The organism is Stenotrophomonas sp. PE591 (assembly GCF_018320795.1).
Lineage (GTDB): Bacteria > Pseudomonadota > Gammaproteobacteria > Xanthomonadales > Xanthomonadaceae > Stenotrophomonas > Stenotrophomonas maltophilia.
In genome coordinates this window covers 73,801-89,297 of sequence record NZ_JAAOKO010000011.1, presented here as the reverse complement: position 1 = coordinate 89,297, position 15,497 = coordinate 73,801, and the positions used below count along the sequence as shown (strand labels likewise).

The window sequence follows — 15,497 nt, the reverse complement described above, 5'->3', positions numbered from 1 at the left end:
CCCTACTCCTGCGGATCGCGGGTGATGTGGATATCGGTCGGGGTCGACAGCGGAATGTTCCGCTCCGCCAGTATCTGCAGCAGGCTGAAGTACAGATCGCTGCGGGTGGCGTAGACCTGTCGCGGGCTGGCCACGTACGCGAAGCTGTTGATGGTGATCTGGCCACCGGCAATGCTGTCGATGTAGACCGTCGGCGCCGGCTGCTTCAGCACGTTGGTATGCGCGGTGTACGCATCCAGCAACGCCTGCCGCAGGTTGCCGACATCGGTGCTGGGCGGCACCGCGAACTGGATCTGGATGCGGCCCTGATTGTTGCCCATCGTCATGTTGCGCACGGTCTTGGTGACCAGCTCGGAGTTGGGCACGATCAGCGTCGACTTGTCGCCCACCTGGATCTCGGTCGAACGCAGGCTGATGCGGCGGATGTCGCCCTCCTGGTCGCCCAGCTTCACCCAGTCGCCGATCTTCACCGGGCGCTCGGCCAGCAGGATCAGGCCGGAGACGAAGTTCTGGGTAATCACCTGCAGGCCGAAACCGATACCCACTGACAGCGCACTGACCAGCAACGCCAGCTTGCTCAGCTGCAGGCCCATCGCGCTCAGCGCCCAGATCACCGCGATGATGATGCCCACGTAACGGGCAACGGTACTGACCGAGTTGCGTGCGCCCAGGTCCAGCTCGGTCTTGGGCAGGTAGGTGTCGGTCAACCAGCGCTGTACCAGCTGGGTGATCGCCAGGCCGGCCAGCAGCGCCAGTACCGCCAACACGATTCCCGCCGGTGCCAGCTTGGTGCCCCCGATATCGAATCCGGTCGTGAACAGTGAAGTGAAGCGCTCCACCACCGCGCCGATGTTGCCGAACGGCGCCACCAGGGCAAGCAGCGTGAGCAGCACGACCACGGTACGCAGCGCCGCCGACAGCAGCACGCCGGCCTGCTCCAGCCGCGATACGCTCAGGCCGGTGCTGAGCAGGATGGTCTGGCCAACCTTGCTGTCGGCGTTGAGCATCCAGGTGCTCAGGTCATCGACGAACTTGAACAGCAACGTCGCGGCCAGCACCACGATGCTGCCGCCGATCAACTGCTGGTTCACGAACTTGGCGAAGTTCAGGTAGCCCAGCAATGTGGCAATGATGGCCGCCACCACCGCGATGTTGCCCGCTACCCGGGCCAGTACCAGCCAGCTGCTGCGACGCACCGGCGTGGCCGCGCCCACGCCATCGGCCTGTGCCTCCAGCTTGGCCTCGGCCTCGGCGGTCTGCCGGCGATGCAGGCGTGCCAGGGTCACCAGCATGGCCATGATCAGGCCGAGGTAGGTCAGCGCAATCAGGCCGTCCAGCGCCACCGTGGTGACGTCGCTGGTACGCGTGGCCTGATCGAGGGCGACCAGCACCGTGCTCAGCCAGGCCAGCGCCGCCGCGCCCCACGCATACTTGCGCAGCTTGAGTGCGGCGGTGTCATCCAGATTCAGCAACCGCCACGACGGACGCTTGGGTACCAGCATGCACGCGCTGAGCGCCGCGATGAAGGCGGCGCGGAAGGTGGCCGTCTCCAGGCCGTCGGCCACCACCTGCAGGCGCGGCGCGATGGCATCGATCGCATCGAGCGCTGCCATCAGCACCACCACGGCATAGCCGGGCAGCAGCGTACCGACCAGCAACAACCACATGGCCAGGCCGGAGCGGCGCAGGCGACCATCCGGCGCACGCTCGGACGCCGCAAAGCGCCGCCCCAGCCTGCGCAGCCACAGCCGCAGCGGGAACATCATCACCAGCGCGGCCAGCAGGCCCAGCAACGGCGTGCCCCAGCCATTGGCCCGGACACCAGCAACAAACGTATCGCGCCCCTGCTCGGCCAACGGCGCAACGCGTGCGATATCGATCGGCAGGCGCTCGGCCACCTTGCTCCACAGCGCCGGAGACAACGGCGAGGCGACCTTCTTCCCCATGTCTTCGGCGCGTTGCGCAGTGCGCTGCTGGTCGATGTCGGCTGCCAGCTGCTGGGCACGCACGGCACTGGCCTTGGCCTGCGCTACCGACGCGGCCAGGCCGTCGCGCTGTTTGGTGATGGTGCGTCGTTGCGCGGCCAGTTCCGGCGGTTCGGTGGTGCCTTCCGCAGGCGTGCCCAGCTGCGCCAGCTGTTCGCTGATCCGATCCAGCTGCGGCTGCAACGCCTTCTCCAGCGCTTCGGCATCGCGCCGGGCCTGCGAGGCATTCTCGGACAGCATCGCCAGTGTCTCGATGGCCTCTGCATCGCCCCGCTTGCGCTCGACCTCCTTCAGCCTGGAATCGATGTCCGCCAGTTGCTGCTTCGGCGTGGGGTCCTCATCCTGGGCCAGTACCGGTGCGGACAGCAGGAAGGCAGTGCACAGCAGCAGGGCCAGCCAAGGCCCCCGTGCACGGATCGATCGCAGGAAAGAAGACACGCCAGCCACACCGTTTCGCGCGGACCACCGCGCCTGCGCGCGACTATACGGCACAGGCGGTAAAGGCCGGATGGTGGGGCAGAGGACCACAGCCACCGCGATGGGAGCTTCGACGGGGTGATGGCGCGGGGTGGTCACGACGGGGCGATAACGGCCTGGCGATTGCGGCGGGGTGATCGTGGCCGGGCGAACCGACGGGGTAGAGTCGACTGTTAGTCGACTGCTCTTCGCTGGACGCTGTGCAAAGCCCGCGCTGCGCGCGATAGTCGACTAACAGTCGACTCTACCCCGTCGATTCGCCCCGCCCACGTTTCCGCGCGCACGCACGCCACGCCACGCCGGCGAAGTCAGTACTTCAGGCGCAGCTCTTCGACGGCCGGCTGCTGCAGCGCGTACCAGTCCTGGAACTCTTCCTCGGTGATCTCATCGGGCGCGTACACCGCCACCGGGTGCCAGTCGTGGTCGGTGGGCAGCGGCTGGCGCGGGCCGGCACGCAGGCTGTAGCTGACGCCCTCGTAGTCGACCAGGTCATCGACCTGCGGCCACTGCTCGCGTGCGAACGCGGATTCACTCTTCAACAGGATTACCTGGTACATCGGCACCTCCACCTCGGTTGGATCAGGAAAACACGGCGCTGGCGGCAGCATACCGCCACGCCGGTGACAACGGACACGCCGCAGCGGCGACGGAACGTTCTGGACACGGCCATCGCCCGGGCTTCACCCGCCCATGGCAAGGCCATCGGCATCGTGGAGGCCCACCCCTGCCACGATCGCCGATGACCGACCACCCGCCGCTGAAGACCGTCGCCGACCTCAAGCTGCCCCGCTACCTGGGCACCTGGTACGAAATCGCACGCCTGCCGATGCGCCACGAGCCGGAAGGCTGCACCGACGTGTCGGCGCACTACACCCTGCTCGACAACGGCAACGTCGGCGTCACCAACCGCTGCCGCATGGACGGCGACGTCGAGGAAGCCACCGGCGAGGCCTGTGCCATCGACAACGACAGCGCGCGCCTGGAGGTGAGCTTCCTGCCCAAGGGCCTGCGCTGGTTGCCGTTCGCCAAGGGCGACTACTGGGTGATCCAGGTCGATCCGGACTACAGCGTGGCGCTGGTCGGCAGCCCGGACCGCAAGTACCTGTGGCTGCTGGCCCGCGAACCGCAGCTGGACGCCACCGTGCAGGATCATTATCTGGCTACCGCCCGCCTGCAGGGCTTCGATCTGTCCGAACTGATCCACACCCCGCACACCGGTCGCCCCACAGCCTGAGCCGCCCACTCATGGACCTGAAGAGTGGCTACCCCTGGTGGGCGGTGCGCAACGGCCTGATCCACGCCTTCCCACCGCTGGAGAGGGATCTGCGCTGCGACGTGCTGGTGGTCGGCGGCGGCATCACCGGTGCGCTGATTGCCGACGAGCTGTCCGGGCATGGCCACGACGTGGCGGTGATCGAGCAGCGTGACATCGGCTGGGGCAGCACCGCTGCCAGCACCGCGCTGCTGCAGTACGAGATCGACACCCACCTGCTGGAACTGGCCCAGCGCTATGGCCAGGACGCCGCGGCGCTTGCCTACCGGGCGTGTGCGGAAGCAATCCCAGCGCTGGGCGACGTGGCACGCGGGTTGAAGGACGTGGATTTCCAGCGCATGGACAGCCTGTACCTGGCCAGCCGCCATCGCGACGTTCCGCGCTTGATGGCCGAAGGTGAGGCGCGGCGCAGCATCGGCCTGGATGCCCGCTGGCTGGGCCCGGAGGCACTGCAGGAACGCTTCGAGGTGGACGCCGGTGGTGCCCTGCTCACGCGCCAGGCGGCGCGGGTCGATCCGTATCGGCTGACCTATGCACTGCTGCGGCGCCTGCGTCGGCGCGGCGGCCACGTGCATGACCGCACGGTGCTGCACAGCCTCGACGCCACCGCGCGCGGGGTGACCGCCCGTACCGAAGACGGTGCCACCATCCGCGCACGCCACGTGGTGCTGGCCATGGGCTATGCCAACCAGCGCTGGCTCAAGCAACGGGTCGCACGCAACCGCAGCAGCTACGCCTTCATCACCGATCCCGTCGATGCGGACGTGCTCGGCCGGCTGCGCACCACCATGGTGTGGGAGAGCGCCCGCCCCTACCTGTACCTGCGCGCCACCGGCGACCGTCGCCTGCTGGTGGGCGGGCTGGACGATGCCATCGACATCCCCGCCCGCCGCGACCGGCGCGTTGAGAGCAAGGCCGACAAGCTGATGAAGCAGCTGCTGCATTGGTTCCCACGGCTGGACCCGGTGCCGGCGTTTTCCTGGGCCGGCACCTTCGCCGAAACGGCGGACGGCCTGCCGTTCTTCGGCCCGCACGATCAGTGGGGGCCGCGGGTGCACTTCGCCATGGCCTACGGCGGCAACGGCATCACCTATTCGATGATCGGCGCGCAGCTGCTGCGGGCCGGGATCGAGCGGCGGGCGCATCCGCTGGCGGGGCTGTTCGGGTTCGGGCGGTTGTAGCCTGCAGCCAGGCACGGCCTGGCTCTACCGCGAGCGGGCGCCGACAGGCATCATTCAAGCAGCCCCTGCTAGCGTCGGCCTGTACCGCCGCGTGTTGCGCGGCCACCTGTCCGCTGGAGCGCCGTCATGATCCGCCCCCTGACCCTGCTGCTGTGCCTGGCCCTGCCGGGAACCGTGCTGGCCCAGTCCGCCGCCGGCGCCACCGCGCCGCAGGCTGCCGGCCTGGACCTGACGCTGCCGCAGGCGCCGATGCGCTACCTCAACGACCCGGCCCTGCAGCAGGATCCGCCGGGCACGTACTACGGTGACAAGAGCGGCCCGCGCGTACACGACGATGCGAAGATCGCCGACGTCACCGACGACAAGGTCAAGGTATCCGGCAGCTTCACCACCGGCATCGGCTATTCCAAGAACGGTGGCAACAGCCACTACAACGCCGCCACGCTGAACCTGAGCAAGAACTACACCACCGATGAGGGCAAGACCCACGGGGTCAACGTCAACATCCACGTGAGCGAAGGCAAGGGCCCGGGCTTCTTCGGCCCGTACGGCGGCTACTACGGCCGCGGCCCGGGCTATTGGGATTACCCGCCGCCGTTTGGCTGGTAACGCCCCGCGTCGGGCCTGGGCCGACCAAGGTCGGCCACTATCGCTGCGTACGCTTGGTAGGTGTCGACCTTGCATGTGCCGGTGGGTGTCGATCTTGGTCGACACGCTCTGCATTCCGTGCCGGCCAGCGGCCGGCACCTACCCGCACGCGAATCAATCCAGCCAGCCATCGCGCTCGCTGTGCAGGATGCGGCCGTCATAACCGCTCAGGCGCACCTCCACCTTCTGGTTGCGGGCATTGCGGGCTTCCAGCGACCAGGTCGCACCATCGCGTTCCAGCGAATGGATCTCGCGCAGGCCATGCGCCTGTGCCCGTGCCAGCAGCTGCTCGGTGGTCAACAGCGCGCGGCTGCTGTGCTCATCGAAGATCTCGCCGGTCTTCGGGTCCACGTAGACCTCGCTGAAGCGGCCATCGGCGCGGCTCACGTCAGCCTCCCACAGGCCATCATCGCGTTCGATCTCGTGGATCTGGGTGTAGCCGGCCTCGCGCAGGGTCTGTTCAACCTGGGCCATGCCCAGCGGCGCAGCCTGTACAGCCGGCGCGACGGCCAGCAGGGCAACAGTGGCGAGGGTGAGTGACTTCAACATGGGGGTTCTCCTGTTCGTGTTCGTGTTCGTGGCCGGACCATCCCGGCAACGCCACAATGCACCCCGTGGTTAACAGCGCCTTAGCCGGCACTGTTAGCCAGCTGTTAGTCACCTCCGCCACACTCACGCCTGGTCCTACAGTCCTCCCCGCGCCCCGATGCTCTCCACCCTGCCCCTGCTGCTGGCCCTGGCCAGCGCCCCGACCGCCGCCGCGCCCGCACAGGACCCGGCGCAGCAGGTCGCGCGCCGCGCCGTGCAGCAGGGCCGCTACGTGCCATTGGAAAGCGTGGTGCGCGATGCGCTCAAGCGCTTTCCGGGCCAACTGCTGGAAGTGGAGCTGGACGACGGCGTCTACGAAGTGGAGATCCTGCGCGGCGACGGCGTGGTGGTGGAGCTGGACTATGATGCGCGCAGCGGAAGGCTGCTGAAGACGGAGCTGGACGACTGATGCGCATCCTGTTGGCCGAAGACGATGCCGCACTGGCACAGCGCCTGGTGCCCCTGCTGGAACAGGCCGGCTACGTGGTGCACGTGGTCGCCGACGGCCGCCAGGCCGAGGAGATCGGCCAGATCGAAGACCTGCAGGCGGCCATCGTCGACCTGGGCCTGCCCGGGCTGGACGGATTGAGCGTGATCGAGCGCTGGCGCGGCAACGGCCGCAGCTTCCCGGTGCTGGTGCTGACCGCACGCGGGCGCTGGCACGACAAGCTGGCCGGCTTCGACGCCGGCGCCGACGATTACCTCACCAAACCGTTCCAGGCCGACGAACTGGTGCTGCGCCTGCGCGCCCTGATCCGCCGCAGCCATGGCCACGCCAGCCCGCGCCTGCACTGCGGGCCGCTGCAGCTGGACGTCAACGCTGGCCGTTTCGAGCTGGACAGCCAACCGCTGTCGCTCAGCCCGCAGGAGTTCCGCCTGCTCAGTTACTTCATCCACCACAGCGGCCAGGTGATCGGCCGCGACCGCCTGGGCGAACAGGTGTTCGACGGTGGCCACGACCCGGACTCCAATGCGCTGGACGTGCTGCTCGGACGCGTGCGCCGCAAGCTCGGCATCGATCTGATCCAGACCGTGCGCGGCCAAGGCTGGCGGCTGGCCGCGTCGTGAGCCGGCAACCCTCGCTGCGGCGGCGCCTGCTGCTGGCTGGTGGCGCCGGCCTGCTGCTGGTTTCGCTGCTGGCCAGCGCGCTGCTGGGCGAACTGTTCAAGCGCAGCGCGCGTGACCGCCTCGACCACGAACTGCAGCAGGACATGCTGACCCTGCTGGCGCAGGCCGAAGTGGACCCCGAAGGACAGCTGCGCCTGCGCCAGGAACCGAATGACGCGCGCTTCCAGCGCGTGTTCTCCGGTGCCTATTGGCAGATTGCCGGTGCCGATGGCCGCGTGCTGCTGCAGTCGCGCTCGCTGTGGGATGAAACCCTGCCGGCCATGGCCACAGGTGCGGCCACGCGCAATCTGGCCGGGCCACTACAGCAATCCCTGCGTGCACGCGTGCAACAGGTGCGCCTGCCGCGCGCCAGCGCACCGTTCGTGGCCGTGGTTGCCACCGACCGCAGCGCGCTGGATGCGGATGTGGCCGCGTTCCGAAAGCGCACCGCCATCGCCCTGGGCGTGCTGGTCACGGCGTGGCTGGCGGTGCTCGCCAGCCAGGTGCACTTCGGATTGCGTCCGCTGCATCGCCTCGGTGCACAGCTGGAACGGGTGCGCCGCGGCGACGCGCAGCGCATCGAGACACAGGAACTGGGCGCGGAAGTCGCACCGCTGGGTGAAGAACTCAATGCGCTGCTGGACCACCAGCAACGCATGGTCGCGCGCGCTCGGACCAGCGCACAGGATCTGGCGCATGCGCTGAAAACCCCGCTGAGCGTGCTGGCCACCGAAGCCGACGGCGACGGCGCGGACTGGCGGGCGACCGTTCGTGAGCAGAGCGCCCGCATGCAGGCCAGTGTCGATCGTTACCTGGCTGCAGGACTGGCTGCCGACCATCGCCAGCGCACCGACGTGGCGGCCGTCGCACAGACGATGTGCCGGCTGATGGCACGCGTGCATGGCGAACGTGGCATCGCGTTCACGGCGGCAGGCATCGATCCGGCGCTGCAGTTCGCCGGCGCCAGTGCGGATCTGGAAGAGATGCTGGGCAACCTGTTGGACAACGCCGGGCGGTGGGCGCAACAGCAGGTCACTGTCGAAGCGGAAGCCCACGACGGGCAGTTACGCATCGAAGTGCGTGATGACGGCCCTGGCCTGGCGGCGGATGCGCTGTCACAGGTCACACAGCGTGGTGTACGCCTGGATGAGCGCGAGGGCAGCAGTGGATTGGGGTTGGCCATCGTGGGCGATATCGCCGCCAGTTATGGCGGGCGCCTGGCGCTGGACAATGCGCAGCCCGGCCTGCGCGCAACGTTGTGGTTGCCGGTGGCGTGAAGCGGCCAACCTAACGGTGGGTAGTGCCGGCCGCTGGCCGGCAACCACGTGGTCACCGGAAACGCCCTGCGGAAGCCGGCCAGCGGCCGGCTCTACCAAGCGCCAATCCGACCGGTCGCCGCACACCCGGTAGGTGTCAACATCGGCCAACCTCACGATGGGTAGTGCCGGCCGCTGGCCGGCAACCACGTAGTCACCGGGAACGCCTTGGGGAAGCCGGCCAGCGGCCGGCTCTACCAAGCGCCAATCCGACCGGTCGCCGCACACCCGGTAGGTGTCAACATCGGCCAACCTCACGATGGGTAGTGCCGGCCGCTGGCCGGCAACCACGTAGTCACCGGGAACGCCTTGGGGAAGCCGGCCAGCGGCCGGCTCTACCAAGCGCCAATCCGACCGGTCGCCGTGCACCCGGTAGGTGTCCACATTGGCCAACCTCACGGTGGGTAGTGCCGGCCGCTGGCCGGCAACCACGTAGTCACCGGGAACGCCCTGCGGAAGCCGGCCAGCGGCCGGCTCTACCGAGCGCCAATCCGGCCGGTCGCCGTACACCCGGCAGGTGTCGACATTGGCCAACCTAACGATGGGGAGTGCCGGCCGCTGGCCGGCAACCACGTGGTCACCGGAAACGCCCAGCGGAAGCCGGCCAGCGGCCGGCTCTACCAAGCGCCAATTCGACCGGTCGCCGTACACCCGGTAGGTGTCGACCTTGGTCGACACGCACCAAGCATCAACGGTGATGCATCCACCAGCAATCAATCGCGTCCAGCACGATGTGGATGATCAAACCGATACCGAACAACCGCGTTTTCTTCGGCACGCACAGCCCGGCATAGACCGCGATGGCCGGTGCGGTGTGCAGCGGGTGGAAACCGATGCTGCAGCGGTTCGGTGCATAGATCGGATCGGCCAGCAGGTGGTCCAGATCGATGATCCAGCCCAGCAGCATCAGCAGCCACGCCGAAGCAAAGCGCTTGCGCCAGAACAGCCATGCCAGCAACGCTGGCACGGCGGCATGCAGGAACAGATGGAAGATCGCGCGTGCGCTCATCGGCAACGGTAGCGCCGGGCAAACCCGGCGCCGTCCATCAGACCAGCGGTTCGTCGGACAGGTAGGTGTAACCGGTCAGGCCGGCTTCCAGCGCCTCCGACAGCTCCTGCGCGCGTTCCGGCGACAGCTGGGCCTCGGCCACGCGCTGCGCATAGGTCGCACGCAGTTCGTCCAGGCGGTAACCCACGTAATCCAGCATCACGTCGGTGGTGTCACCACGGCGCTGCTGGGTGATCGCGTAGCCATCGGCATCGGCCAGCACTTCCACCGCGTCGGTATCGCCGAACAGGTTATGGATGTCGCCCAGGATTTCCTGGTAGGCGCCGACCATGAAGAAGCCGATGCGGTAGCTCTCGCCCGGCTTCATCCTGTGCAGCGGCAGCGAGCTGTCCAGGCTCTCGTTCTCGACATAGGTTTCCACCATGCCGTCCGAGTCGCAGGTCATGTCGGCGATGATGCCGCGGCGGTCCGGGGTTTCGTCCAGGCGCTCGATCGGCACGATCGGGAACACCTGGTCGATCGCCCACACGTCGGGGATCGATTCGAACACGCTGAAGTTGACGAAGTACTTGTCGACCAGGCGCTCGTTCAGTTCGTCCAGCACCGGGCGGTGGCTCTTCTCGTCATAGCTCAGGCGCGCACGCACGCCGTGGGCGATGGCGTAGAACAGGTCGTCGATACGCGCACGCTGCGGCAGGTCGATCTGGCCCAGCGCGTAGCTGGCCAGGCCTTCGGCGTGGAAATGCTGCGCTTCCTGGAACAGTTCCACCGCCGGCCGCACGTCCAGCTCGTCGTGGATCTCGCGCAGGTGACGGATCGCCGCCGGTTCGTCGTCGTGCTGGTCCGGCACGCGGCCTTCCTGCGCTTCTTCCACTTCCGACACATTGGCGATCAGCACCGCGTGGTGCGCGGTCATCGCGCGGCCGCACTCGGTCACGATGCGCGGCGGGGTCAGGCCGAACTCCTCGCACGCGTTGGCCAGCGGCTGCACGATGTTGCTGGCGTAGGAATGCAGGCCGTAGTTGATCGAGCAGAAGCTGCGCGAACGGGTGCCTTCATAGTCCACGCCCAGGCCACCGCCCACATCGACGTGGGTGATCTTCGCGCCCAGGCGCGACAGCTCCACGAAGTAGCGGGTGGCTTCGCGCATGCCGTTGGCGATGTCGCGCACGTTGGAGATCTGCGAGCCCATGTGGAAGTGCAGCAGGTTCAGGCAGTCGGCGTACTCGGTGTCACGCAGCGACTTCCACAGATCCAGCAGCTGGCGCGGCGACAGGCCGAACTTGGCCTTGTCACCACCGCTGTTCTGCCACTTGCCGGCGCCCAGCGAGGCCAGGCGCATGCGCACGCCCAGGCCCGGCTTCACGTCCAGCGCCTTGGACTCTTCCAGCACCAGCTTCAGCTCGGACGGCTTCTCGATGACGATGAAGGTCTGCAGGCCCAGCTTGCGGCCGATCAGGGCCAGGCGGATGTACTCGCGGTCCTTGTAGCCGTTGCAGACGATCAGGCCACCCGGGCGCGACAGCGCCAGCACGGCCATCAGCTCGGGCTTGCTGCCCGCTTCCAGGCCGAAGCCCTCGCCGTGGTGGCTGGCCAGGGTGCCGGCCACGCCGCGGGTCTGGTTGACCTTGATCGGGTACACCGCGGTGTAGCCACCGCTGTACTCCCAGTCCTGCTGGGCCTGGGCGAAGGCCGCCTGCAGCTTGCCCAGGCGCTGGCCGAGGATGTCCGGGAAGCGCACCAGCAGCGGCAGCTTGGCACCGGCCGCGCGCGCCGCATCGACCACCTTGGGCAGCGACACCACCGGGCCGTCGGCCCCGGTCGGTCTCACCACCATGTGCCCGGCCTGATCCACGTCGAAGTAACCGTCCGCCCAATGCGGGATCGAGTAGGTCTTGCGGGCTTGGTCGAGGGACCAATCGGTCATTTCAGTCGGCCTTGTTGGCAATAAAAGGGGGGGCATGATAACGCCTATATGCCCACAGGTTCGTTATCATGCGCGCCCGCGCCCGTGACAGGTTCCAACCTGAACGGACCGATCCGTCCGGATGTGGCATCTGTGCCACGCGGCCCCGCCCGCCAGCCCGGCTCCACCCCTCCGAACAGGACTGTTTTCCAATGACTGACAGCAACAACTGGTACATCGAACACTTCGAGCGCACCGGCTCGGCCATCGGCTACCGCATCACCGGCAAGCTGGACGAGGTGCAGTCGCCGTTCCAGAAGATCGAGATCTTCCAGACCACCGACTGGGGCAACCTGATGACCATCGACGGGGCCATCATGCTGACCAGCAAGGACAACTTCTTCTACCACGAGATGATCAGCCACCCGGTGCTGTTCACCCACGCCGCACCCAAGCGCGTGGTGATCATCGGTGGCGGCGACTGCGGCACCCTGCGCGAAGTGCTCAAGCACAAGGGCGTGGAGAGCGTGACCCAGTGCGATATCGACGAGCAGGTCACGGTGATGGCGCGCAAGCACTTCCCGGAACTGTGCGATTCCAACGACGACGCCCGCGCCGAGCTGCTGTTCGACGACGGTGTGGCCTACATGGCCAACTGCCCGGCCGGCAGCGTGGACGTGGTGATCGTGGACTCGACCGACCCGGTCGGCCCGGGTGAAGGCCTGTTCAACAAAGCCTTCTACGAGAGCTGCTTCAAGGCCCTGAAGGACGACGGCATCCTGGTGCAGCAGTCCGAGTCGCCGCTGATGCAGCTGGAGCTGATCAACGAAATGCGCACCGAGATGGGCAAGGCCGGCTTCGGCTCGTTCAAGACCCTGCCGTTCCCGCAGCCGTGCTACCCCACCGGCTGGTGGAGCGTGACCATGGCGCGCAAGGGCGACAGCAGCTTCGACTTCCGCCAGGCCGACTCGGCTGCCAAGACCTTCAACACCCTGTACTACACCGCCGCGCTGCACACCGGCGTGCTGGTGACCCCGCCGTTCGTGCAGGCGGCACTGAAGTAATGCGTGCCGACCAACGGTCGGCACCCACCCATGCAAAAGAAAAACCCGCGCTGGCGACAGCGCGGGTTTTTTCATGTTCCGGTAGTGCCGGCCGCTGGCCGGCAACCTCATGCAACGATCAGAGCGCCCAGATACCGGCAATCACCGCCACCACCAGGCCCCACTTGATCAGCTGGTAGGCCACCACGCTGCGCTCGCGCAGTGCCTTGGCCTTCAGGCGCACCTTGTAGACGCTGCCGAACGCCTTGTTGACGCCACCGGTCGGGTCACCCGGCAGGTTCGGCGATGCACCGCCGGCCAGCAGCGTGGCCGCCACCGCGCGGTTGAACAGCCCCGGCAGGCCGAAGCGCAGCGGGCGGGCGATGTCGCAGAACAGGATCACGCGGTCATCGGGCGTCTCGTTGTGCGCGTGGTGGATGTAGGTCTCGTCGAACATCATCCACTCGCCGTCGCGCCAGCTCTTCTTGATGCCGTCCACTTCGATGTAGCAGCCGTCGTTGTTCGGCGTGGCCAGGCCCAGGTGCAGGCGCAGCGAACCGGCGAACGGATCGCGGTGCGGACGCAGCTCGCTGCCCGACGGCAGCTGCGCGAACATCGCCGCACGCACGTCCGGTAGGGACTCCAGCAACGCCGTGGTCTTGGGGCACATCGCTTTCGCCGACGGGTGCGACGGGCCGTACCACTTCAGGTAGAAGCGCTTCCAGCCACGGCGGAAGAACGAATTGAAACCGGCATCATTGAACGTGCTGGACGCGGCGATCTTCTGCGCATCGCGCAGCGCCAGCGCCTCATCGCGGATCATCTGCCAGTTCTGGCGCAGCGGCTCCAGCTGCGGGAACTCCTTGGCCGGGTCCAGGAACGGCGTGGTCGGCACCTTCGAGAACATGTACATGACCACGTTGATCGGGGCCATGAAACTGGAGTGGTCCAGCAGCTGGCGCGACCAGCGCGCGCGGACCTTGCCACGGAAGTGGATGTACAGCACGCAGGCGACGAACAGCGCTGCAATGACGATTTTGATGATCAAAGCACTTTCCTCCAGCCGCGGCCGGAACGGGAATCGGGGCGATGCACGGCCTGGTGGCCAGCATCGGTAAGGAACGCGGCAGGGAACGGGGACGTGCCGAAGGGTGCGGCCGCCGATGTCGCGAATTAACAGCTTATGGTCGGCAGGCCGTGCGTCGGGGTCAAGCCGGACGTGCGCGACGTTCAGCGGGCCGCGGATGAACGAACCGATGCGACGCCCAACCTATTGATTCGGAAAGAACCGTCGACCAAGTGAGACATAATTGTCCGATTGAGCGCGACGAACTGTTCCAGCCACGCCCCTGACATTTCTCCGACAAATCGTGGAATAGCGAACTGGCGAGTACTAAAATTAACGAAAACTTAGTAACTCCCTGTAACACCGGTTCGCTTGACGCTTTGCGCCACCCACCGGGTCGTCCGAGACCCCGACATGTATCTTCCTGCTCTGCCCCCCTCCTCCTGCGGCGATGAGGCCGCCACCCCGCTGCTGCTCAAGCGCGGCGAACGCTTCCTGGCCCCCGACGTCTATCGCACCTGCCTGGACGGGCGCGAGGCAGTCATCAAGGACTATTCCCGCTACCGCGGCACGCCCGTTTCGCTGATCGCGCGACTGATGGTGCGTCGCGAGGCCCGCATGCTGCAGCGCCTCGGCGGCTGGAAGCACGCCCCCGCGCTGCTCGGCACCCTCGGTGGCCTGGCGCTGGGCATGGAGTTCATCCCCGGCCAGACCCTGAGCACCGCACAGGCCGTCGGCAATGAGGTGTTCGAGCAGCTGCAGCACGCGCTCAGCCGCTTGCACGCCGCCGGCATCACCCACAACGACCTGCATGGCACCAACGTGGTGGTCAGTGGCGGCGTGCCGGTGCTGCTGGATTTCACCTCGGCCTGGCGCGCTCCACGCTGGCTGCGCCGCAACCCGCTGAGCCGGCAACTGAGCCGCAGCGACATGAAGAACCTGCTGAAGATCCGTCAGCGCGTGACCGGCCAGGCGCCGAGCGCCGCGCAGGCTGCACTGGTGGCCGACCCGGGCTGGGTCGCGGCCGTGCGGCAGGGCTGGAAGCGGTTCTACAAGTGGGCCAAGCGGCGGTAAGCGCTGTTCGCCCTGCATTGCTTGCGCGACTGCTGTTTGCCCCTGCATTTGCCCCGGGCCACACGCCCGATGTGCTCTGCAATACTCGTCGGCACGCCACTCGCAAGGATGCTGGGGATGCCGACACCTGAACACACCCGCCTGCTGACTGCCGCCGCAAGATCCATACTGCGCCCCTTGGGCTGCGTGCAGAAGGGCCGTTCGCGCACTTGGCTTGACGACCAGGGCTGGTGGGTCGGGGTGGTCGAGTTCCAGCCTTCGGCATGGGACAGGGGCAGCTACCTCAATGTCGGCGCCTGCTGGCTCTGGGAAGAAAAGGATTACCTGTCCTTCGACGTGGGCGGCCGCGTTGCCGGATTCGAACGCTTCACCGAAACCGCCGAGTTTGCCTCGGCCGCACAGGCACTGGCCGAGCAGGCCGCCGCCGAGGTACTGGCCCTGCGTGACCGTTTCCCCACCCCGGGGCATGTGCGTGCATTGATGAACCGCCACCCCAAACCGGGCATCCGCGAACACATCCATGCGGGCATCACTGCCGGGCTGGCGGGCGCTTACGACGAGGGTCGCAGGCACTTGGCACTGGCCGCTACGGAGACCCACCCAGCGCCATGGGTCGATGTGCTGAAGCAACGCTGTGCCGAACTCATGCCGCTGCTGCAACGTGATGGCGGCTTCGAGGCAGAGATCGCCGCCACCGTGACGCGCACCCGCCGCGCGCTCGGTCTGCCGGAGTGGCGGTCGCCCTCCCTCATTCCGCCGGGTTGATCACACTGGGAGGGTACTTCGTCGAACACGGGTGTTCGCTCCGCCCGATCCCGGTTGTG

At 67.2% G+C, this 15,497-nt stretch carries 15 protein-coding genes; 9 read left to right on the top strand and 6 right to left on the bottom strand.

The features are described from left to right. Window positions 1-2 precede the first annotated feature (2 nt). A complete protein-coding gene (locus JLDANKMP_RS20005) occupies window positions 3-2,432 on the bottom strand; it encodes a DUF3772 domain-containing protein (RefSeq protein ID WP_050426961.1) in 2,430 nt (809 codons plus the stop codon). 338 nt (window positions 2,433-2,770) lie between these two features. Further along, window positions 2,771-3,019: a hypothetical protein gene (locus JLDANKMP_RS20000; protein WP_005414723.1), complete on the bottom strand. Its 249-nt coding sequence runs from the start codon at window positions 3,017-3,019 to the stop codon at window positions 2,771-2,773. 182 nt (window positions 3,020-3,201) lie between these two features. Here JLDANKMP_RS20000 and JLDANKMP_RS19995 point away from each other — a divergent pair, with 182 nt between their 5' ends. From JLDANKMP_RS19995 to JLDANKMP_RS19985, 3 genes are all read left to right on the top strand, one after another. Continuing rightward, a complete protein-coding gene (locus JLDANKMP_RS19995; RefSeq protein WP_212561939.1) occupies window positions 3,202-3,696 on the top strand; it encodes a lipocalin family protein in 495 nt (164 codons plus the stop codon). Window positions 3,697-3,707: 11 nt separating this feature from the next. After that, entirely contained in the window at window positions 3,708-4,916 is a 1,209-nt protein-coding gene (locus JLDANKMP_RS19990) for an FAD-dependent oxidoreductase (RefSeq protein WP_212561938.1), read from the top strand. A 126-nt stretch (window positions 4,917-5,042) separates the two neighbouring features. Then, window positions 5,043-5,525: a hypothetical protein gene (locus tag JLDANKMP_RS19985; protein ID WP_005411364.1), complete on the top strand. Its 483-nt coding sequence runs from the start codon at window positions 5,043-5,045 to the stop codon at window positions 5,523-5,525. Window positions 5,526-5,678: 153 nt separating this feature from the next. Here the strand turns inward: JLDANKMP_RS19985 and JLDANKMP_RS19980 are convergent, their stop codons facing one another. Next, the gene (locus tag JLDANKMP_RS19980; protein ID WP_212561937.1) at window positions 5,679-6,113 is read right to left on the bottom strand and encodes a PepSY domain-containing protein; all 435 of its coding nucleotides are present in this window, start codon (window positions 6,111-6,113) and stop codon (window positions 5,679-5,681) included. 157 nt (window positions 6,114-6,270) lie between these two features. Between JLDANKMP_RS19980 and JLDANKMP_RS19975 the strand changes: the two genes are divergently transcribed. The 3 genes from JLDANKMP_RS19975 to JLDANKMP_RS19965 are packed head-to-tail and all read left to right on the top strand — an operon-like array spanning window position 6,271 to window position 8,536. Beyond that, window positions 6,271-6,561, top strand: coding sequence for a PepSY domain-containing protein (locus JLDANKMP_RS19975; RefSeq protein WP_012481470.1), 291 nt, complete (start codon window positions 6,271-6,273; stop codon window positions 6,559-6,561). Continuing rightward, window positions 6,561-7,220 (top strand): response regulator transcription factor, encoded by a 660-nt coding sequence (locus JLDANKMP_RS19970; protein ID WP_212561936.1) that lies wholly within the window; start codon window positions 6,561-6,563, stop codon window positions 7,218-7,220. Before JLDANKMP_RS19975 ends, JLDANKMP_RS19970 begins: the two co-directional genes overlap by 1 nt. Beyond that, entirely contained in the window at window positions 7,217-8,536 is a 1,320-nt protein-coding gene (locus tag JLDANKMP_RS19965; protein WP_212561935.1) for a HAMP domain-containing sensor histidine kinase, read from the top strand. The genes JLDANKMP_RS19970 and JLDANKMP_RS19965 overlap by 4 nt, the downstream gene beginning before the upstream one ends. A gap of 727 nt (window positions 8,537-9,263) precedes the next feature. Here the strand turns inward: JLDANKMP_RS19965 and JLDANKMP_RS19960 are convergent. Next, the gene (locus tag JLDANKMP_RS19960) at window positions 9,264-9,584 is read right to left on the bottom strand and encodes a DUF6122 family protein (RefSeq protein WP_005411369.1); all 321 of its coding nucleotides are present in this window, start codon (window positions 9,582-9,584) and stop codon (window positions 9,264-9,266) included. Window positions 9,585-9,621: 37 nt separating this feature from the next. Next, window positions 9,622-11,511 (bottom strand): arginine decarboxylase, encoded by a 1,890-nt coding sequence (gene speA / locus JLDANKMP_RS19955; RefSeq protein ID WP_033834863.1) that lies wholly within the window; start codon window positions 11,509-11,511, stop codon window positions 9,622-9,624. A gap of 191 nt (window positions 11,512-11,702) precedes the next feature. On the opposite strand from speA, the gene speE reads away from it, so the two are divergent. After that, window positions 11,703-12,554: a polyamine aminopropyltransferase gene (gene speE / locus JLDANKMP_RS19950; RefSeq protein ID WP_049480036.1), complete on the top strand. Its 852-nt coding sequence runs from the start codon at window positions 11,703-11,705 to the stop codon at window positions 12,552-12,554. A 118-nt stretch (window positions 12,555-12,672) separates the two neighbouring features. Here speE and JLDANKMP_RS19945 read toward each other — a convergent pair whose 3' ends face one another. Beyond that, a complete protein-coding gene (locus JLDANKMP_RS19945) occupies window positions 12,673-13,578 on the bottom strand; it encodes an aspartyl/asparaginyl beta-hydroxylase domain-containing protein (RefSeq protein WP_024957655.1) in 906 nt (301 codons plus the stop codon). A gap of 435 nt (window positions 13,579-14,013) precedes the next feature. Here JLDANKMP_RS19945 and JLDANKMP_RS19940 point away from each other — a divergent pair, with 435 nt between their 5' ends. Together JLDANKMP_RS19940 and JLDANKMP_RS19935 are read left to right on the top strand one after the other, a co-directional pair. Next, window positions 14,014-14,673 (top strand): RIO1 family regulatory kinase/ATPase, encoded by a 660-nt coding sequence (locus tag JLDANKMP_RS19940; protein ID WP_212561934.1) that lies wholly within the window; start codon window positions 14,014-14,016, stop codon window positions 14,671-14,673. Between the two features lie 117 nt (window positions 14,674-14,790). Then, window positions 14,791-15,438 (top strand): hypothetical protein, encoded by a 648-nt coding sequence (locus JLDANKMP_RS19935; RefSeq protein ID WP_249337019.1) that lies wholly within the window; start codon window positions 14,791-14,793, stop codon window positions 15,436-15,438. Window positions 15,439-15,497: the final 59 nt, after the last annotated feature.